This is a genomic window from Dyella sp. 2YAF14, assembly GCF_052114725.1.
Taxonomy (GTDB): Bacteria; Pseudomonadota; Gammaproteobacteria; order Xanthomonadales; family Rhodanobacteraceae; genus Dyella.
The window spans coordinates 826,619-844,912 of the sequence record NZ_JBFRFH010000001.1 but is presented as its reverse complement, the minus strand read 5'-3'; the positions used below and the strand labels follow the sequence as shown (position 1 = coordinate 844,912).

Below are 18,294 nucleotides of genomic sequence, written 5' to 3'. Positions count from 1 at the left end.
CTACAATCGCCCGATGCACAAGCCACCGATCATCCATGCCACCCGGGACGTGCACGACAGCAGTTTTCTACGCGTCGAGCAGCTCGATCTCGAATTCTCCAACGGTGAACGCCGCACCTACGAACGCCTGAAGGGCAGCGGGTTGGGCGCCGTCATCATCGTGCCGATGATCGACGACGAGACCGTGCTGCTGATCCGCGAGTACGGTGCCGGCGTCGGCCGTTACGAACTGGGCCTGCCCAAGGGGCGCCTGGATCGCGACGAGACGGTGGAGCAGGGCGCCGATCGCGAGCTCAAAGAAGAGATCGGCTATGGCGCGCACAAGCTCAAGATCCTGCACAACCTGTCGCTGTCGCCGTCGTATATGACGCATATGGCGCACGTGGTGCTTGCGCAGGATCTCTATCCGGAACGCCTGGAAGGCGACGAGCCCGAAGAACTCGAAGTGGTGCCGTGGAAGCTGGCCGACCTGCACACGCTGGTGGCTCGCGACGATGTCACCGAAGGCCGTTCCATAGCCGCACTCTTCATGGCTCGCGAATACCTCGCCGGCCGGTTTCAGCCGACATGACCGACGTACCGTTCTCCATGTTGCTGCAGCAGATCGCAGCGATCGCCCGCGATGCGGCTGACGCGATCCTGGTCGTCTACGGCCAGGATTTCGAAGTCGAGCGCAAACAGGATCACTCGCCCGTGACCGCCGCCGATCTCGCTGCCCAGCGCGTGATCACTGCCGGCCTCGCCAGCCTGGATGGCGTGCTGCCGGTCATTTCCGAAGAGGCACGGGCGGCCCCATGGTCGCAGCGGCGCGAATGGCCACGTTACTGGCTGGTCGACCCGCTGGATGGCACGCGCGAGTTCATCAAGCGCAATGGCGAGTTCACGGTGAACATCGCGCTGATCGAAAATCACCAGCCCGTACTCGGCGTGGTGCTGGCGCCGGTGACGGGCGAGCTCTACGCCGCTGCCCGCGGCGAAGGGGCGTGGCTGCAGCGCCAAGCCGGCGCCGACTGGCAGCGCATCGGCACGCGCGGCCTGCCCGAACTGGCAACGGTCGCCGGCAGCCGCTCGCACGGCGGCTCGGCCGTGGCCTTGCTGCAACAGCTTATCGGCGATGACTACACCTCGGTGCCGCTGGGTTCATCGCTCAAGTTCTGCCTGGTGGCGCGTGGCGATGCGGACGTCTATCTGCGCCGCGGCGCCACCAGCGAGTGGGATACCGCTGCGGCGCAAAGCGTGCTGGAAGAAGCCGGTGGTGCCGTGCTCGACCTCAACGGCGAGCCGCTGCGCTACAACCGCGGCGACTCGTTGATCAACCCCGAATTCATTGCCGTGGGCGACGTTGCCATCGACTGGAAGTCGCGCCTGCAGTCGGCCGATCTGGAAGCCTTATGAGTGAATCCAAGCAGCACAGCATGGATGACCTGCTCGCCATCATGGCGCGCCTGCGCGACCCGCAGAACGGGTGCCCCTGGGATGTGCAGCAGGATTTCGCCACGATCGCGCCGTACACCATCGAAGAAGCCTACGAAGTCGCCTACGCCATCGATCGCAAGGATTGGCCCGATCTGCGCGACGAACTCGGCGATCTGCTGCTGCAGGTCGTGTTCCATGCGCAGATGGCGCGGGAAGCGGGCCTGTTCGAATTTGCCGACGTGGCCCATGCGATCAGCGACAAGATGCTGCGTCGTCATCCGCACGTGTTCGGCGATGAGAGCTACGACAATCTCGACGCGCAGAAGCAGGGCTGGGAAGACATCAAGGCCGCCGAGCGCGCCGCCAAGGGCGAGCAGCATGACGACAGCGCGCTGGCCGGCGTGTCGCGCGGACTGCCCGAGTGGAAGCGTGCACTGAAATTGCAGGAGCGCGCCGCCAAGGTCGGTTTCGATTGGCCGGACGAGCAGCCCGTGCTGGACAAGCTGCTCGAAGAAGTGGACGAAGTGCGTGCCGAGTTCGCCAACGGCCGCGACCGTCAGCGCCTGCAGGATGAAATCGGCGACGTCCTGTTTGTGATGGTGAACCTGGCGCGCCACGCCGACGTGGATTTTTCGCAGGCACTGCGCCACGCCAATGCCAAGTTCGAACGTCGCTTCCGCGCCATGGAGCAGCTGGCGCACGAGGACGGCAAACGCCTGGCCGAGCACGATCTCCCCGCGCAGGAAGCGCTGTGGCAACGCGCCAAGCGTTTGGACGACACGCCCGCCTGAAGCTCGTCGGCGCTGCAAAAAAAGGAGGCACGGGCTCTGGGGTTCCCGTGCCTCAGGGCATGGCGCTGCCTACCGGCAGTGCCGCTTTTCTTCTTATGGTTTAAGACTTCGGCTGATTGCTGCGCTGTTCCCACTGGCTGCGCAGCTTGTCCATTTGCGCGCGCATCTTCGCTTCATTGGCGAGGTTCTCATCGAGACTCTTGCGCAGCGTAGCGATCGCCTGATCGGTATTGGCCGGCGCCGCCTGCAGGCGGGCGAGCTGGTGATACACGTAGGTGCGCACGCGCGGGTCCTGCGACTTGGACAGCACGTCGTTGTAGAGCGCGGGCAGTTCCTTGCTGCGGCCGCTTTCGCGGTACAGGTGTTCCAGCGCGACGAGGTCGCCAATCACCGGCGCTTCCGGACCGGCCATGTCGGGCCGGCCGAACCCGGGGTGGCCAAAACCGCCAACTTCAGGACCGCCCATGGGGCCCGGCATGGCGTCATGCGCCATCGGCGCGGCCTTGCCGGCGGGGCCCTTGGCGGGCGGTGCCGAGGGGGCGTCCTGGGCCATGGCCAGCGAGGCCACAACGGCAACCGTCAGGGCGAGTGCGGAGGCGAGCAGTGTCTTGCGTTGCATGGCAGTGGGTCCCCACGTGGTTCGTGAAATCTCAAAAACGCTGATCGCCGGCACGCGTTGACGGCCAGGGCTATAAACCTTTTCTCGCGGGGCGCCATCCAAGCCTTGTCCCGTCAACAAGGAGCACCTCATGCGCCGTCTCATCCTCGCCGTCCTGCTGCTGGCACCGCTGGCTTCCTATGCCGACCAGTGCCAGTACTCGGCCCCGCGCAATCTCACGCTCGACCTTGCCGGCGTGCGCGAAGTTCAGGTGGAACTGCGCAGTCACGACCTGCACCTGAGCGGCAGCGATGGCGCCAAGGGCGGCACGGTCACCGGCCGCGCCTGCGCCTCCGATCCGAAGCTGCTGGACGATCTCACCGTGACGCAGCATCGCGAGGGCGATCGCCTGATCGTGGAAGTGGGCGGCCATGAGCACAGCCACATCTCGTTTGGTTACACGTACACCGACCTGAAACTGGATATGCAGGTGCCGTCGCAGATCCCGGTGGTGCTCAACGTGGGTTCGGGCGATGCATGGGTCAGCGGACTGCAGCGCCTGAGCACCCAGGTCGGTTCCGGTGATGTGCACGTCAGCAAGATTTCCGGCCCGTTTGCCCTGAGCGTCGGCTCGGGCGACATCGATGTGAACGATGTGGGCAGCTTGGATGTGGGCTCGATCGGCTCTGGCGACCTCAAGATCAGCGGCGTGCGCGGCGATGCCCGCGTGGGCAGCATCGGCTCGGGCGACATCGGCATTCGCAGCGTGGGTGGCAGCGTGCGCGTCGATACGCTCGGCTCCGGCGACCTGGTGGTGCACGACGTGCAGGGCGACTTCACGCTCGGCGCCAAGGGTAGCGGCGACGTGAGCCACTCCGGCATCAAGGGCAAGGTGAGCGTGCCGCGCGACCGCGACGACTGATTCGTCAGATCTCGAACGACTCAGGCGCTGGCCGGGTCAACCCAGCCAGCGCATCACCAGATAGACGAGCGGTGCGCATACCAGCAGGAACGGTATCGACACCATGTGCAGCCGCCGCATACCGTGCGGCTGCTTCGCCAGGCGCAAGGCAATCAGATTGGCCAGCGACCCGATGGCCACGCCGAAGCCGCCGACATTGACCGCCACGGCCAGCGCCATGGGATCGGGTGCGTGGCGCAACAGCAGCACGGTGGCCGGCACATTGCTGATGACCTGCGATGCAAGAATGCCGCTTGCATAGAGCGTGAGTGGATTTTCCAGATTGATGCTCGCCAGCGCGCGCTGTACCGACGCCAGTTCGGCGAAATGGCCCAGGCCCAGGAAGATCGCAGCGAAGGTCACCAGCAGCAGCCAATCGATGCGGCGCAGCGTGCCGAACTCCAGCAAGGCAAAAGGCACAATGAGCAGCAGTGCGCCGAGCACGGCATGGTTGTGTTCCATCATCGCGACCATGCTGACCAAGGCGAGCACCGACAGGATGGCCTGGGAGCTCGACACCGGATGGCCATCGATATCCTCTGCGTGCAGAATCACGCGGCCGCGCGGCATCCACACCAGCGTCAGCAACAGCACGAGTACAAACATCACGCCGAACGCCGGCAGCATCGCGCGCATGAACTCAAGCAAGGGCAGGTGGGTGTACTGCCAAAGCAAGAGGTTCTGCGGATTGCCGATGGGGCTGAGCGTGGAGCCTGCATTCACGGCGAGCGCTTCGAGCACCACCGTGCGCATCACCGGCAGGTTCGAGATGCTGCCGATCGCCAGAGTCAGCGGCACCAGCAAAAACAGGCTCACGTCGTTGGTAAGCACCATCGACAGCAAGGCCGTGGTGCTCACCAGCAACACCCCCAGGCCGCGCAGCGAGTGCACCCGCTCGATCAGAGCCGCCGCCGCGTGCTGCACCAGCCCGCTGTCGCGGATGCCCTGGATGCAGATCATCAGGCCCAGCAGGCCGGCCAGCGTGGGCAGTTGCAGCCAGCGCTGATAGTTGGCCAAGGGACGTGGATCGATGATGGCAAGCACGATCGCCAGCAGCGCAAAGGCGATCAGCAGGCGTTCGTGCCCGAGACGTTTGATCCAGCCTGGCACTCAGCTTTCCCTTAGCAAACGCATCGGCGAGGTGCGACTGACGCGCGCCGTACCGGCCAGTCCCAGCAGCATCACCACGACGGCCGCCACTAGGGCGGCCAGCAGCAGCGAGCCCAGCGGTGGCACGAAGTGCTCGATGTGGAAGATCGCATGGCCAAGCCACAGCCCGGTGCCCGCGGCGCCGAATGCCGCGGTGAGTCCGGCCACCAGGCCGAGCAGGGCAAACTCGCACGCGGCCGCCATGCGCAGCTGCGTGCGGCGCGCGCCCAGGGTGCGCAGCAAGGCCGCTTCATGGCGGCGCTCCTGCGCGCTGGACGCAAGCGCGGCAGCGAGCACCAGCGCACCGGCGAGCAGGCTGAAGCCCAGCACCCAGCGGACTGCGCCGCTCACCTGATTCACGATCTCTCGCACGCGATCGAGCATCGCATCCACGTCGATCAGGCTGAGGTTGCTGTAATCGCGCGACAGCTGTGCCAGCGATTCCGCATGGCCACGCGGCAGGTAGAAGCTGGCGATCCAGGTGTGCGGCAGGGACGCTGCGTGCGCGGGATCGAACACCAGGAAGAAGTTCACCCGGAACGAGGTCCAGTCCACCTTGCGAATGCTGCCCACGCGTGCGTCGATGCTGCCTTCGCCCACGTTGAAACGCATCATGTCGCCCACCTTCAGGCCATACATGTCGCGCCACATGGTGTCGATGGACACCTCGGCCTGCGCGGGATGATCGCCATGCCACTGGCCGGCAATCACTTCATTGCTTGGCGGCAGGTCGGCGGCCCACGACAGGCGAAGCTGGCGGTCGGACCAGTCTTTGGCGCGCTCGTCCTTGAAGTGCAGCTGGTCGACCGGCTGGCCATTGATCGCAGTGAGCTTGCCCACCGCGAGCGGCAACATGTTGAGCCGTTCGCCGCCGATGCGCGCCAGCGCCTGCTGGAAGCCCTCGCGCTGATCGTCCTGGAGATTGAGCACGAACCAGTTCGGTGTGTCAGCCGGCAATTCGCGACGCCAGCCTTCGAGCAGTGCCGGCGCCACGATGGCCAGCAACAATAGCGCGACGAGACCCAGGCTCAGCGCCGTCGCCTGCAACAGGCTCATGCCGCGACGTCGGGCCAGTGCGGCCAGGCCCAGCCGCAAGGCAGGATGCGCACCGGGCGCCACGCGACGGGCAACCCACAGCAGCAAGGCCGAAAGCAGGGCAGCAACCACGGCCACGCCCAGCAGGCTGACCGCGAGTATGCCTGCGAGCTTGGCCGAGCCGCTCTGGCTCCAGATCAGCAGCAATGCCACCAAGGCCGGCACCAGATACAGCGCATCGAAACGCCGCACGCGGCGCGCCGCGCTTTCGCGGAACACGGCGACCGGCGGTACCTCGGCGAGTCGTGCCAGCGGGGGCAAGGCAAATCCGGCGAGTACGGCCAGGCCCATCACCGCCGCGGCCACCGCAGGTCCCAGGGGCAGCGTGGTCGGAATGGCGGAAAACAGCTGGCTGGCAAAACTCCAGGTGATCTGCGCGAGGCCGAGCGCGAGCAGGCCGCCCACGATCACCGAGGGCACGGCGAGCAGGCCCAGCGTTCCGACCAGCAGGCCGAGCACTTGCCGCCGCGGCGTGCCGAGTGCGCGCAGCAGGGCCACTTCGTTGGTCTTGCGGCGCGCATAGCGCTGTGCGGCGAGGGCGATCGCCACACCGGCCAGCAATGCGGACAGCAATGCCGTGAGGCGCAGGAAGGCGCTGGCGCGGTCGAACGCGCTGCGCATGCGCTCCTGCGTCTGCTCCGGTGTGATCAGCTCCGCGCCCTGCGGCAGGGATTGTGCCTGCACCCACGAGCGCCAGTCCTGCACCGGCGAGGGCTGCCCGGCGACCAGCAGGCGGTGACGCGCGCGGCTGCCCACGGCGAGCAGGCCGGCTTGTTCCGCATCACCGATGTTCATCAGGGCGCGCGGCGCCATGGCGACCAGTTCGCCGCCATCTGGCAGGCGCACTAATTCCGCGGCAATGCGCAGGTCGCGCCCGCCCAACTGCACGCTGTCGCCCACCTTCAGGCCGAGCGCGACCAGGGCGCGATGATCGAAATAAACCGTGCCCGCCGCCGGCCCGTGACCGACCACGGTGCCGCCGGACCCTTGCGACAGTTCCATCGTGCCGCGCAGCGGATAAGCGCTGTCGGTGGCGAGCACATCGAGCAGCTGGCTTTGCTCATGCGCGAAGGCGACGCTGGGGAAGCTGGCGCCACGGGTGGCCTGCAGGCCGCGCTCGCGCGCCTGCTCCGCATAGTTTGCCGGGAGCGCCTGAGGCGCGCTGATGCCGACGTCACCGCCGATCAGTTCCGCTGCGCTGGCAAGTACACCACGTTCCATGCGCGCGGCCAGCGTGGCGACCACGCCCAAGGCAACCACGGCCAGCACCAGCGATGCGCCCAGCGTGCGTAGCTCGGGCAAATGCCATTCGCGACGCAGGCTGCGCAGGGAGAGCGTGAGCAGCCTCATGCGTACAGACTCGTCATGGCGCCACCGCCGCTGGCGTGCGCGGCGCTACCAGCACGCGGCCACTGTCCAGGGTGACCTGGCGTGAGCAACGGGCGGCGAGCTTGGGATCGTGCGTGACCAGCACCAGGGTGGTCTGGTGATCGTGGTTGAGCGAGAACAGCAGATCGCAGACGTGTTGCCCGGTGCGTTGATCGAGATTGCCGGTGGGTTCATCGGCAAACAACAGGCGCGGGCTGTTCACGAAGGCGCGTGCGATCGCCACGCGTTGCTGTTCGCCGCCCGAGAGCTGGGCCGGATAGTGACGCCGACGGGCGCTCAACTCGACGGCCTCCAGCGCTTCGCGGGCGCGGGTGCGGGCGTCGTCGCGTCCTTCCAGCTCCAGCGGCAGCATCACGTTTTCTTCGGCGGTCAGCGCGGGCAACAGGTGGAACGACTGGAACACGAAGCCGACCAGCCGGCGGCGGATATCCGCGCGGGCTTCTTCATCCATGCGCTCGAGCGCATGACCGTCGAGCGCGATCTGGCCGCTCGATGCCGTATCCAGACCGGCCAAGAGGCCGAGCAAGGTGGTCTTGCCCGAGCCCGAGGCGCCGACGATGGCAAAGCTCTCGCCTTCGCGTACCTGCAGCGACACACCGGTGAGGATATCGAGGCGGCCCTCAGGGCCTTGCACCGACTTGCTAACATCGATCGCGTCCAGCAGGACACCCTTGGAGTCCGTTGATGGACTCTTGGATAAAGCGGAGGCATTACCACTCATGCGTCGTTTCCTATGTTGCCTGGTCGTGCTGTGGGGTGCCGTCGTCGGCACCGCCCAGGCGGCCCCGCCGAAAACCGTACTCGTGCTGGGCGACTCGCTGTCCGCTGCACACAACATTCCGGTCGAGGCCGGCTGGGTCCATTTGCTCGGCGACCGTCTCACCAAGATGGAGCCGGGTTGGACCGTGGTCAATGCCAGCATCAGTGGCGAAACGTCATTGAGTGGTCGAAATCGTCTTGCCGCTTTGCTGGAGAAGACCAAGCCCGCGGTGCTGGTGCTCGAACTGGGCGCCAATGACGGCCTGCGCGGCCTGCCGCTCGCCCAGCTCAAGGACAATCTCGCCGCCATGATCGACGCCGGCCAGCAGGCGCATGCGCGCGTGCTCCTGCTGGGCATCGAGCTGCCGGTGAACTACGGCCCGCAATACCGCGACGGCCTGCGTGCCATCTACGCGGACCTGGCCAAGACCAAAAACACCGCCCTGGTGCCGTTCCTGCTCGATGGCGTGGCGCTCAAGCCCGAGTTGATGCAGGACGACGGCCTGCATCCGGTGGCGGCCGGCGAGCCGATGGTGCTCGACAACGTCTGGAAGGGACTGGCGCCACTGTTGCGTTAGCGTGAGGATAATCACAACCGCGTGTGAACCGGGGCCCTGTTCTTTCACGTGACCCTCACGACGCCGGTCGTTAGCTGTTCACCTTTGTGAAATCAGCTTCAGGAGGTACGGATGAGCTCGCGCGACGAACAAGCAGGACTAATCCTTCTGGTCGAAGACAACCGCCAGATCGCTGAAATGGTCGGCGAATTTCTCGAGCGGCGCGGCTATTCGGTGGACTATGCCGCCGATGGCGTCAGCGGTCTTCATCTGGCCGTCTCCAACAGCTATGACGTGGTCGTCCTCGACCTGATGTTGCCGGGCATGGACGGCCTGGACGTATGCCGCAAGCTGCGCCGCGATGCCAAGAAGTCCACGCCGGTGCTGATGCTGACCGCGCGCGACACGCTGGAAGACAAGCTCGTCGGTCTTGAGGCCGGCGCCGATGATTACCTGGTGAAGCCCTTCGAGGTACGCGAACTGGAAGCACGCCTGCGTGCACTCATTCGACGTGACCGTCGCCAGGTCTCCACCGAAATCCTCACCGTGGGCGACATGACGCTCGATACCGCCACGTTGCGACTCGTGCGCGGCGGGCAGGAGCTCACCGTGTCGCCGATCGGCCTGAAGCTATTGGCCATCCTGATGCGCGAATCGCCGCGCGTGGTCAGCCGGCGCGACATCGAGCGCGAGATCTGGGGCGATACGCTGCCCGATTCGGACACCCTGCGTTCCCATCTCTACAACCTGCGCCGCGTCATCGACAAACCCTTTGACCGCCCCCTGCTGCACACCATCCACTCCGCTGGATATCGCCTTGCCGATCTCGAGTCGGAGGTGGCATCTGCCTCGCAGCCGGCATGATCGCGCAAGCATGAGTTGATTATGGCCAGCAGGGGTAGTGCACAGCCCGCGCGGGCGTTCCGCCGCGGGCTGTATCATCGACGCATGGCGATCATATTTGGCTTGCAACTGCTGGCCATCGTGATCGTTTGCCTGATGGGCTTGTACAACGTCGCTCCGGTGAGCGCGGTGCTGGTGCTCATCGTGATCATCAGTGCGCTCTCCTGGTTTGCGGCACGACGCCAGTGGGCGCCGGTGAGTCGACTTGCCCAGGCCGTCAGTGACTGGGACGAACAATCCACCGGCCTCGATGGCTGGCGTCCGGACCAATTGCCACGACGCACCGACGCCGACGTGGCCACGCTGGCCAGCAGCCTCTACGGATTTGCCAATCGCATTGCCGGCTACAACCAGCGCGAGCGAAATTTCACGCGCGATGCGAGCCACGAACTGCGCAGCCCTCTCACGGTGATCAAGATGTCCGCCGACATGCTCGCCGACGATGCGTCGCTGGGCGAATTCGGCCAGCGCTCGGTACAGCGCATCAAGCGTTCCACGCGCGAAATGGAAGCCCTGGTGGAGGCGCTGCTGATTCTTGCCCGCGAGTCGGACAACGGGTTGACCGAGGAAGACTTCGTCGTCAACGACGTGATCCGCCACGAGTTGCCCGATGTGATGGAGATGCTGGAAGGACGTCCCATCAGCATCGAACTCGAAGAGCCGGCGCGCTTCGTGTTGCATGGTTCACCGCGCGTGTTTGCGGTGTTGTGCTGGCAGCTCATCCGCAATGCCTGCCAGCAGGCAGAAGGCGGCACGGTCGTGATTGCCGTGTTGCCGGGTGTAGTGACGGTGTCGCATCGCGGCGAGCCCTTGCCCTCGCAGGGCGCGAACCGGCATGGTTTCGAACTGGCCATCGCGCAGCGCATCAGCGAGCGCTTCCATTGGCCGCTGGAATTGCAGACCCGCGAAGGGCGTCGTCACATCGCGCGCATCCGTTTTCCGGAATCGACGCCGGTGACGGCGTAACCCACGCGAGGTATCGCGGCCCGCCGGGGCTTGCCGGCAGGCCGCTTGGATGGCGCTTACTGCTTCAGCGACGCGCTCACCGTGAAGTCGCAACCCGTCTTCGCCTTCACGTCTTCCAGCGTGACGCCATCATGCAGCTCGATCAGCGTGATGCCCTTGCCCTTTTCCACCGAGAACACGCACAAGTCGGTGATGATCAGGTCCACGCATTCCTTGCCGGTGATGGGCAGGTCGCACTGGTTCTTGATCTTGGGCGTGCCGTCTTTGGCGGTGTGTTCCATCAGCACCACCACGCGCTTCACACCGCTGACCAGATCCATCGCGCCGCCCGGTCCCTTCACCATCTTGCCCGGCACCATCCAGTTGGCGATATCGCCGGTGCACGACACCTCCAGGCCGCCGAGGATGGACAGATCCACATGGCCGCCGCGGATCATCGCGAACGACTCGGCGCTGGAGAAGAAGCTCGAGCCGGGCAGGGCGGTGATGGTCTGCTTGCCGGCGTTGATCAGATCGGGATCGACATGGGCATCGTCCGGGAACGGGCCGATACCGAGCAGGCCGTTTTCCGACTGCAACGTGACGTCCATGCCCGGCGGAATGTAATTGGCCACCAGGGTCGGGATGCCGATGCCCAGGTTCACGTAGAAGCCGTCCTGCAATTCCTTCGCGGCGCGCTGCGCCATCGCGGTGCGGATCGGGCTTTCCTTGCCGGTATTGGCGCCGGCGATGGTGCGGAATTCGATGCGCTTCTCGTACGACGGCCCCTGGATGACGCGGTCGACGTAGATGCCCGGCACGTGCACGTTGTTCGGATCGAGCGTGCCCACTTCGACCAGTTCTTCGACCTCGGCCACGCAGACCTTGCCGCAGGTGGCGATCATCGGATTGAAGTTGCGCGCGGTCTCGCGGAACACCAGGTTGCCCAGGCGATCGCCCTTCCACGCTTTGACGATCGACACGTCGGCGTGGATGGCTTCCTCCAGCACGTATTCCTTGCCGTCGAACACCTTGGTCTCTTTGCCTTCGGCCAGCTTGGTGCCGAACGCGGTGCGCGTGTAGAAGCCCGGGATGCCCGCGCCGCCTGCGCGCAGCTTCTCGGCCAGCGTGCCTTGCGGCACCAGGTGCAATTCCAGTTCGCCGGCCAGCACCTGGCGCTCGAATTCCTTGTTCTCGCCCACGTAGGAGGCATATACGCGCTTGACCTGGCGGGTCTTGAGCAGCGGCCCCATGCCGAAGTCATCCACGCCGGCATTGTTGCCCACGATGGTGAGCCCCTTGGTGCCGGCGGCCAGCAGCGCGCCGATCAGGTTTTCGGGAATGCCGCACAAGCCGAAGCCGCCGGCGGCGATCGTCATGTCGTCGAACAGCAGGCCGTCGAGGGCTTGCGCTGCGCTTGCATAAACCTTGTCCATTGCGATGCCTTCTTGCAGGGGAGAGCCAGTTGCCAAGGATACGACGGATTGGTGACCGACCATGCCGGACGAAGGTCGCTGGTCGCCACGAATGGCTCAACGGCGCCATCGACGGTGCTTTCTTCGCCGCCGGCGACATTCGCGTTCCCCGTTTTCAAAGCCGCAACCATCCGGATGAGCATGGTGAGGTGGCTGGCTATACTCCATGCCAACGAGGTGGGGAGTGTCGTCCGTGAAGTTCAGCCGTCTTATCGTCGCCGTCGCGGCGCTGGGCATCGTGTCCACGAGCCAGGCGGCCTCGCCGGTGTTGGTGATCCATGGCGGTGCCGGCGTCATCAAGCGCGAGATGAGCCCGGCCAGGGAAAAGGCCATACGCGCGGCGCTGACACAGGCGCTGCAAAGCGGTTACACCCAACTGAAAGCGGGCAAGACGGCGGTGGATGCCGTATCGGCAGCCATCACCGTGCTGGAAGACGACCCCAATTTCAACGCAGGCAAGGGTTCGGTCTTCACCCACGACGGCAAGAATGAAATGGACGCCGCCATCATGAACGGTTTCACGCTTGAGGCCGGCTCCGTCGCAGGCGTGCATCGGGTGAAGAACCCCATCTTATTGGCACGCGCGGTGATGGAAAAATCCCAGCACGTGATGATGGTGGGCGATGGTGCCGAGGAATTCGCCAAGCAGGTGGGCATCACCTTGGTTGATCCGGCCTACTTCCGCACGGAAGAACGCTGGCAGCAGCTGCAGAAGGCACTCAAGGAAGACGCCAACGACGAGAAGCATTCGGACGTGGAGACGGCCAAACACTTCGGCACGGTGGGTGCGGTGGCGCTGGACGCGCAAGGCCATCTGGCCGCCGGTACCTCCACGGGCGGTATGACGGACAAGCGCTGGGGCCGCGTCGGCGACTCGCCGATCATCGGCGCCGGCACCTATGCCAACTCCGGCTGCGCAGTGTCCGGCACCGGCTGGGGCGAGTACTACATCCGCACCGTGGCCGCACACGAGATCTGCATGCGGGTGACGCAGATGCGCGTGCCGCTGCGTCGCGCGGCGGCCGAGGTGATCAATCAGGAAATTCCGTCGATGGGCGGCAATGGCGGAGCCATTGCGCTGGATGCGAAAGGCACCGTCACCATGCCGTTCAATACCGACGGCATGTACCGCGGCTGGATTGGCGCCGACGGCGTGCCGCACGTGGCGATCTATGGCGATGAGGATGATGGTGCGGCCGATCCGTTGCCTGCGCCTGTCGGTTCATCGTCGCAGCCGTAACGTCCGCCTTTTGCAACACAGGCGGCATGACGTCGCCGCCTGCATCTCTCACGTAATTACTCTTCGTTGTCCGGCCGCTCGCGCACCGGATGCTTGCTCAGCTTGCGCTGCAGCGTACGGCGATGCATGCCCAGGCGGCGAGCCGTTTCGGAGATATTGCCGTCGCACTCGGTGAGCACGCGCTGGATGTGTTCCCACTCCAGGCGACGCAGGGCCAGCGGCGCTTCCGGTGCGTCGATCACGTCGTCTTCGCTGGCGGTGGTGTCACCGTCGAGCAGGGCGCGCACTACGGCGTCAGCGTCGACCGGCTTGGCCAGGTAGTCGTGCGCGCCGCGCTTGATCGCTTCCACGGCGGTGGCAATGGATGCGTAACCGGTCAACAGCAGCACGCGGATTTCCGGTACCAACGCCTGCAGTTCGGGAATCAGGCGCAGGCCGTTTTCTTCACCCAGTTTCAGGTCGAGCACGCAGTAGCGGGGCTGGTGGCGGCGGGTGAGCGCGCGGGCTTCGTCGGCGTTGCTGGCGGTGATCACTTCGAAGCCGCGTGAGCTCAGTGCGCGCGCCAGTACTCGGGCAAACGTGGCGTCGTCATCGACAATCAGTAGTTGCTGGTCACTCATCTTGCTCTCCTCGGCGCAGTGCCGATGCGTGCATTTTCGCCGCTGCGACAAGGCATTCACATGTGGCCATCTGCCACTGTGGCTATCCGCCGCAGCCGATTATGGCGCGGCGATCACCGCCAGCGGCAGGCGCAGGCGCATCTGGGCGCCGTGCCCGGTATTGAGCGCGATGAGCTCGCCGGCCAGGCGTTCGGCGGTGGCCTCGGCCAGGGCGAGGCCGATGCCCAGTCCGCTCTGCTTGTGCGAGCGCCCCAGTTCGGACAATTCGCCGGTGGGGTCGGCAAAGCCCGGGCCGTGGTCGGCCACGATCAGCTCCAGCCAGCCATCATCACGCCGTACGGTGAGGGCGACCGCCTGGGATTGGTTGATCGCCGATGCGTCCGCTGCGTTGTTCAACAGGTTGAGCAGGGCGTGGCGCAGGCCCGGCGGTGTACGCAGCACGGTGCGCGCGGCCTCCTGGTCCAGGGCCAGGGCCAGGTCGGCTTCCGGCCGCAGCAGCTGGAAGCGTTCCAGGCAGCCGTGGATGAACTTGTCGACGGTGAGCTGCTCGGGTTCCTGCGACAGCTGTGCCTTGCCGAAGGCCACCATTTCGCGAAGGATGGTGCGGCAGCGATCCACCTGGCCTTCCAGCAGTTCGAGATCCTCGGCGAGTGCTGTGTCGCCGGCATGCTCGCGTCGAAGTTCGGGCAGCAGCGTGCGCATGGTCGACAGCGGCGTATTGAGTTCGTGCGCGGCGCCGGCGGCCTGGGTGGCGATGGCGAGGATGCCTTCATCGCGCAGCGCGCGTTCGCGGACCTTCTGCATTTCCATCTGCTGCAGGCGGGCGGCGCGGGCCAGCCGGTTGATGAAGAAGCCCAGCAGCACGGCCATGATTACGAAGTTCACGCCCATGCCGAGCACATGCAGCGAGAAGCCGCTGGTGGAGTGCATGGGTACGGGCAGCGGTACATACCAGGACAGCAGCACCGCATAAGCCGCGCCGACCAGCGCAGCCACCACCAGCACGGCGTTGACGGTCAGCGCCGCCGCGCTCAGCGCGATCGGGATCAGCAGCAGGGTGATGAACGGGTTGCTCGCGCCGCCGGTGAAATGCAGCAGGTAGCCGAGCACCAGCGTGTCGACGCCCACGTGCACGATGGTTTCCCACTGCCGGATGGGCCAGGGCTGGGTGAGGCGCCAGGCGGCGAACATGGCGAACACGGCCAACAGCCCGATGCCGACCATCAGCGGCAGCAGCGGGATATCCATGTGCATCCACAGCGCGCACACCAGCACGGCGGTGCTCTGGCCGGCAATGGCGCAGATGCGCAGCCAGGCGAGACTGCGGAACAGGGTGCGGGGGCCGATGCGTTGCTGGGTGGAGGCGCGTTTCATGCCGGCGATGTTAGCCGGTTTGGGCCATAAGCCCGGCGTGGGGGCTGGCCGCTGCGTCACTTTGCGCCGGGGGGGCGCCCATAAAAACTCGCCCCGACGAGCGGGGCGAGTGGGTTCGATCAGACTTCTTCGCTGTGCACGGCCGGCAGCGGCGTATGCACTTCAGCGTGGCTGCGCGAGAGCTTGTTCATCAGCGGCAGCATGACTACGGCGATCACGGTGCAGGCAATGCCCACGAAACCGAGCTTGTTGAACAGGCTCACGTAGATGTTCAGCGACTCGACCGGGCTGCTGATGTTCTCCGGCATCGCGGCGATATTGGCCACCACGCTGCCCAGGTACTGCGAAATACCCACAGCCACGTAGTAGGCGCCCATCATGAAGCCGCCCATGCGCGCCGGCACGTAGCGGGCAATCATGGCCAGGCCCAGGCCGCTCACCAGCAGCTCGCCCAGCGAGTAGAAGCCGTAGCCCCAGACCATCGTCCACGACGACACCTGGCCGGCGACGGCGCTCATGGCACCGATGCCGTACATGAAGAAACCGATGGCCACCGCGGCAAAGCCAAGCGCGAACTTGAACGCCACCGACGGATCCTTGCCCACACGGCCCAGGCCGTTGTAGATCGCCACCAGCACCGGGCTCAGCAGCACGATCCAGATCGCGTTGAGGTTCTGGTACTGCTCGGGAATCCAGTTGAAGACGTGGACGCCGAACACGTCGAACGAGAGATTCACGTTCTTCTGCGCGAACAGGTTCAGCGAGGTCGCCATCTGCGCGTAGAAGATGAAGAAGAAAATCGTCTGCACGGTGAGCACCAGGGCGGCAATCAAGCCCGCGCGCTCACCCTTGCCGGCGTTGCGGATCAGGTGCACGAAGATGCCCAGGATCACGATGCCCGCGAGGTACACGCAGATCTTGGCGGCGAGCAGGCTCTGCAGGATGAAAGCCGCCACCACCACCAGCACCAGCGACGCAGCGACCAGCGCAAACACGCGCTTGAGCTGCACCGGCTGTTCATCCGGGGGCGAGCCGATGTGGGCCAGCGTGCGATGCATCAGCGAGTAATTGATCAGGCCAAGCACCAGGCCCACGGCGCAGGCGCCGAACGCGGTATGCCATCCCATGGCGTCGCCGTAGTGCGCGCCCACGTAGTCGCGGATCCAGGGCGTTGCCGTCATCGAAACCATCGAGCCGACGTTCACCGCCATGTAGTAGATGGTGAACGCGCTATCGATGCGGACGTCGTCGCCCTCGTAGATCTTGCGCACGAGGTTGCCGGCGTTGGGCTTGAAGAAGCCGTTGCCGACGATGATCACGCCCAGCGACACATAAGTGAGCGTCGGATCGTTGGAAGGAATCCACAGCATCGCGTAACCCAGTGCCAGCACGACCGCGCCGGTGACCATGGTGCGACGGGTGCCGATGAGCTTGTCGCCGACCCAGCCGCCGATGGCGGGCGTGGCGTAGATCAAGGCAGCGGCCGCGCCCCATACGAGGTTGGCCTTGGTATCGATGAAGCCGAGCTTCTTCATCATGTAGGTGACCATCAACACCTGCATGCCGTAGAAGCCGAAGCGCTCCCACATCTCGATCAGGAACACGGTGCTGAACGAGCGGGTCTGCGAGACCGGTGGATTCTGGATTGCCATTCAATTGTCCGTACTGCGTTTCTAACAACGGCCGCGCGGGGCGGCCGGCTCGCGTAACCCCTGACGGGGTCACAAAGTGGGCAAGCGTAACCCAACATTCATTCAGTTGACGTTGCACTGCCGCATGCAGAAACCTGCGGTCTGCCCGCCCGTCAGGCGATATGGCAAAATCGAGGCCTTGTGCCCGTCGGGCACGGGCGCGGCCACGCCGCAATCTCACAGAGGACGACACCATGGCCGCTACCGGCTTCCGCGGGCCCCGGCAAATCTGGAACGCCTTCAAGTGGTCCATGAAAGGACTGCAGGCGGGCTGGCGCCACGAGGCCTCGTTCCGCATGGAGGTAGGCATCGCCGTGATCCTGGTGCCCTTGGGCCTTTGGCTGGGCAACGGCCCGCTGGAAAAGATCGCCCTGATCCTGCCGCCGGTGCTGGTGCTGTCGGCCGAGCTGCTCAATTCGGCAGTGGAAGCGGTGGTCGACAAGGTCAGCCCCGAATTTCACGAACTGGCCGGCCGCGCCAAGGACATGGGGTCGGCGGCGGTGTTCCTGCTGCTGACCATGACGGCCTTGAGCTGGGGGCTGATCCTGTGGCCCCGCTGGGTGGGCTGAGCGAGCTCGTCATTCCGGCCTGCGCCGGAAAGACGTGAGGTAAATGAGCGCTTGGGCAAGATTCGAAGCGAATCTAAGACTCCGTAAGATTGCGCCGTCACATGCGGGATGCTGCAATGGGCCCTCCACCGGATTGGAGCACCCCCATGAAACTTCTTCGTGTCCTCGCCTTGCTGTTGGTCGCCGCCGGCCTCTCGGGCTGCGGATATAACGCCATCCAGCGCCAGGACGAGTCGGTGAAGGCGGCCTGGTCCGAAGTGCTCAACCAGTACCAGCGTCGCGCCGACCTGGTGCCCAACCTGGTCAATACGGTGAAGGGCTATGCCCAGCACGAAGAACGCGTGCTCACCGAGGTCACCAATGCGCGCGCCAAGGTGGGCAGCACGCAGCTGACCACCGACGATCTGAACAACCCCGAGAAGCTCAAGCAGTTCCAGGCGGCGCAGGGCGAGCTGTCCAGCGCGCTTTCGCGCCTGATGGTGGTCAGCGAGAACTATCCGAACCTCAAGGCGGACGGTTTGTTCCAGAACCTGCAGGCGCAGCTGGAAGGCACTGAGAACCGCATCACCGTGGCCCGCAACCGCTACGTGAAAGAAGTGCAGGATTACAACTCGATGATCCGCACCTTCCCCAACAATCTCACGGCGAAGATGTTCGGCTACCAGGTCAAGGCGAACTTCTCGGTCGAGAACGAGAAGGCTATTTCCACGGCGCCGACGGTCGACTTCGGCAGCCCGGCGCCCGCTGGCTCGGCGCATTGAC

General features: G+C 65.2%; 18 protein-coding genes. 10 read left to right on the top strand and 8 right to left on the bottom strand.

From position 1 onward, the window contains the following. The first annotated feature begins 13 nt into the window (after window positions 1-13). The 3 genes from nudE to mazG are packed head-to-tail and all read left to right on the top strand — an operon-like array spanning window position 14 to window position 2,207. Window positions 14-571, top strand: coding sequence for an ADP compounds hydrolase NudE (nudE, locus tag AB4Y82_RS03965; protein ID WP_121878143.1), 558 nt, complete (start codon window positions 14-16; stop codon window positions 569-571). After that, window positions 568-1,395 carry a 3'(2'),5'-bisphosphate nucleotidase CysQ gene (cysQ, locus tag AB4Y82_RS03960; protein ID WP_441602525.1) on the top strand — a complete coding sequence of 276 codons (828 nt, stop codon included), beginning with the start codon at window positions 568-570 and terminating at the stop codon, window positions 1,393-1,395. Before nudE ends, cysQ begins: the two co-directional genes overlap by 4 nt. Continuing rightward, window positions 1,392-2,207 (top strand): nucleoside triphosphate pyrophosphohydrolase, encoded by an 816-nt coding sequence (mazG, locus tag AB4Y82_RS03955; RefSeq protein ID WP_441611116.1) that lies wholly within the window; start codon window positions 1,392-1,394, stop codon window positions 2,205-2,207. The genes cysQ and mazG overlap by 4 nt, the downstream gene beginning before the upstream one ends. A gap of 100 nt (window positions 2,208-2,307) precedes the next feature. On the opposite strand, the gene AB4Y82_RS03950 is transcribed toward mazG, so the two are convergent. After that, complete coding sequence (locus tag AB4Y82_RS03950; RefSeq protein ID WP_441602527.1) at window positions 2,308-2,826, bottom strand: hypothetical protein; 519 nt, start codon at window positions 2,824-2,826, stop codon at window positions 2,308-2,310. A gap of 130 nt (window positions 2,827-2,956) precedes the next feature. Between AB4Y82_RS03950 and AB4Y82_RS03945 the strand changes: the two genes are divergently transcribed. Continuing rightward, a complete protein-coding gene (locus tag AB4Y82_RS03945; protein ID WP_441602528.1) occupies window positions 2,957-3,727 on the top strand; it encodes a DUF4097 family beta strand repeat-containing protein in 771 nt (256 codons plus the stop codon). Window positions 3,728-3,763: 36 nt separating this feature from the next. Here the strand turns inward: AB4Y82_RS03945 and AB4Y82_RS03940 are convergent, their stop codons facing one another. From AB4Y82_RS03940 to AB4Y82_RS03930, 3 genes are read right to left on the bottom strand one after another with little or no spacing between them, the layout of a single operon-like run. Beyond that, window positions 3,764-4,876 (bottom strand): SLC13 family permease, encoded by a 1,113-nt coding sequence (locus AB4Y82_RS03940; protein ID WP_441602529.1) that lies wholly within the window; start codon window positions 4,874-4,876, stop codon window positions 3,764-3,766. After that, complete coding sequence (locus tag AB4Y82_RS03935) at window positions 4,877-7,360, bottom strand: ABC transporter permease (protein WP_441602530.1); 2,484 nt, start codon at window positions 7,358-7,360, stop codon at window positions 4,877-4,879. Between the two features lie 13 nt (window positions 7,361-7,373). Continuing rightward, the gene (locus AB4Y82_RS03930) at window positions 7,374-8,120 is read right to left on the bottom strand and encodes an ABC transporter ATP-binding protein (RefSeq protein ID WP_441602531.1); all 747 of its coding nucleotides are present in this window, start codon (window positions 8,118-8,120) and stop codon (window positions 7,374-7,376) included. Between AB4Y82_RS03930 and AB4Y82_RS03925 the strand changes: the two genes are divergently transcribed. The 3 genes from AB4Y82_RS03925 (at window position 8,119) to AB4Y82_RS03915 (ending at window position 10,584) form a co-directional block, all read left to right on the top strand. After that, window positions 8,119-8,736: an arylesterase gene (locus tag AB4Y82_RS03925; protein WP_441602532.1), complete on the top strand. Its 618-nt coding sequence runs from the start codon at window positions 8,119-8,121 to the stop codon at window positions 8,734-8,736. The genes AB4Y82_RS03930 and AB4Y82_RS03925 overlap by 2 nt on opposite strands. A gap of 111 nt (window positions 8,737-8,847) precedes the next feature. Then, entirely contained in the window at window positions 8,848-9,579 is a 732-nt protein-coding gene (locus AB4Y82_RS03920; RefSeq protein WP_046970365.1) for a response regulator transcription factor, read from the top strand. 84 nt (window positions 9,580-9,663) lie between these two features. Next, a complete protein-coding gene (locus AB4Y82_RS03915; RefSeq protein ID WP_441602533.1) occupies window positions 9,664-10,584 on the top strand; it encodes a sensor histidine kinase in 921 nt (306 codons plus the stop codon). 56 nt (window positions 10,585-10,640) lie between these two features. Here AB4Y82_RS03915 and AB4Y82_RS03910 read toward each other — a convergent pair whose 3' ends face one another. Next, window positions 10,641-11,999 (bottom strand): 3-oxoacid CoA-transferase, encoded by a 1,359-nt coding sequence (locus AB4Y82_RS03910; protein ID WP_441602534.1) that lies wholly within the window; start codon window positions 11,997-11,999, stop codon window positions 10,641-10,643. 232 nt (window positions 12,000-12,231) lie between these two features. Here AB4Y82_RS03910 and AB4Y82_RS03905 point away from each other — a divergent pair, with 232 nt between their 5' ends. Beyond that, window positions 12,232-13,278 (top strand): isoaspartyl peptidase/L-asparaginase family protein, encoded by a 1,047-nt coding sequence (locus AB4Y82_RS03905; protein WP_441602535.1) that lies wholly within the window; start codon window positions 12,232-12,234, stop codon window positions 13,276-13,278. Between the two features lie 56 nt (window positions 13,279-13,334). Here AB4Y82_RS03905 and AB4Y82_RS03900 read toward each other — a convergent pair whose 3' ends face one another. From AB4Y82_RS03900 to AB4Y82_RS03890, 3 genes are all read right to left on the bottom strand, one after another. Next, window positions 13,335-13,898, bottom strand: coding sequence for a response regulator transcription factor (locus tag AB4Y82_RS03900; protein WP_046970362.1), 564 nt, complete (start codon window positions 13,896-13,898; stop codon window positions 13,335-13,337). A 99-nt stretch (window positions 13,899-13,997) separates the two neighbouring features. Beyond that, entirely contained in the window at window positions 13,998-15,272 is a 1,275-nt protein-coding gene (locus AB4Y82_RS03895; protein WP_441602536.1) for an ATP-binding protein, read from the bottom strand. 119 nt (window positions 15,273-15,391) lie between these two features. Next, the gene (locus tag AB4Y82_RS03890) at window positions 15,392-16,924 is read right to left on the bottom strand and encodes a peptide MFS transporter (protein WP_441602537.1); all 1,533 of its coding nucleotides are present in this window, start codon (window positions 16,922-16,924) and stop codon (window positions 15,392-15,394) included. A gap of 233 nt (window positions 16,925-17,157) precedes the next feature. On the opposite strand from AB4Y82_RS03890, the gene AB4Y82_RS03885 reads away from it, so the two are divergent. Together AB4Y82_RS03885 and AB4Y82_RS03880 are read left to right on the top strand one after the other, a co-directional pair. Beyond that, window positions 17,158-17,532, top strand: coding sequence for a diacylglycerol kinase (locus AB4Y82_RS03885; RefSeq protein ID WP_046970359.1), 375 nt, complete (start codon window positions 17,158-17,160; stop codon window positions 17,530-17,532). Window positions 17,533-17,678: 146 nt separating this feature from the next. Then, complete coding sequence (locus AB4Y82_RS03880; protein ID WP_441602538.1) at window positions 17,679-18,293, top strand: LemA family protein; 615 nt, start codon at window positions 17,679-17,681, stop codon at window positions 18,291-18,293. Window position 18,294: the final 1 nt, after the last annotated feature.

What these genes read in the sequence shown, in the direction of transcription:
- AB4Y82_RS03920 (WP_046970365.1), top strand. Translation starts at nt 8,848, where the DNA reads ATGAGCTCGCGCGACGAACAAGCAGGACTAATCCTTCTGGTCGAAGAC.
- cysQ (WP_441602525.1), top strand. Translation starts at nt 568, where the DNA reads ATGACCGACGTACCGTTCTCCATGTTGCTGCAGCAGATCGCAGCGATC.
- AB4Y82_RS03890 (WP_441602537.1), bottom strand. Translation starts at nt 16,924, where the DNA reads ATGGCAATCCAGAATCCACCGGTCTCGCAGACCCGCTCGTTCAGCACC.
- AB4Y82_RS03895 (WP_441602536.1), bottom strand. Translation starts at nt 15,272, where the DNA reads ATGAAACGCGCCTCCACCCAGCAACGCATCGGCCCCCGCACCCTGTTC.
- AB4Y82_RS03880 (WP_441602538.1), top strand. Translation starts at nt 17,679, where the DNA reads ATGAAACTTCTTCGTGTCCTCGCCTTGCTGTTGGTCGCCGCCGGCCTC.
- mazG (WP_441611116.1), top strand. Translation starts at nt 1,392, where the DNA reads ATGAGTGAATCCAAGCAGCACAGCATGGATGACCTGCTCGCCATCATG.
- AB4Y82_RS03915 (WP_441602533.1), top strand. Translation starts at nt 9,664, where the DNA reads ATGGCGATCATATTTGGCTTGCAACTGCTGGCCATCGTGATCGTTTGC.
- AB4Y82_RS03935 (WP_441602530.1), bottom strand. Translation starts at nt 7,360, where the DNA reads ATGAGGCTGCTCACGCTCTCCCTGCGCAGCCTGCGTCGCGAATGGCAT.
- nudE (WP_121878143.1), top strand. Translation starts at nt 14, where the DNA reads ATGCACAAGCCACCGATCATCCATGCCACCCGGGACGTGCACGACAGC.
- AB4Y82_RS03950 (WP_441602527.1), bottom strand. Translation starts at nt 2,826, where the DNA reads ATGCAACGCAAGACACTGCTCGCCTCCGCACTCGCCCTGACGGTTGCC.
- AB4Y82_RS03910 (WP_441602534.1), bottom strand. Translation starts at nt 11,999, where the DNA reads ATGGACAAGGTTTATGCAAGCGCAGCGCAAGCCCTCGACGGCCTGCTG.
- AB4Y82_RS03925 (WP_441602532.1), top strand. Translation starts at nt 8,119, where the DNA reads ATGCGTCGTTTCCTATGTTGCCTGGTCGTGCTGTGGGGTGCCGTCGTC.
- AB4Y82_RS03930 (WP_441602531.1), bottom strand. Translation starts at nt 8,120, where the DNA reads ATGAGTGGTAATGCCTCCGCTTTATCCAAGAGTCCATCAACGGACTCC.
- AB4Y82_RS03885 (WP_046970359.1), top strand. Translation starts at nt 17,158, where the DNA reads ATGGCCGCTACCGGCTTCCGCGGGCCCCGGCAAATCTGGAACGCCTTC.
- AB4Y82_RS03900 (WP_046970362.1), bottom strand. Translation starts at nt 13,898, where the DNA reads ATGAGTGACCAGCAACTACTGATTGTCGATGACGACGCCACGTTTGCC.
- AB4Y82_RS03945 (WP_441602528.1), top strand. Translation starts at nt 2,957, where the DNA reads ATGCGCCGTCTCATCCTCGCCGTCCTGCTGCTGGCACCGCTGGCTTCC.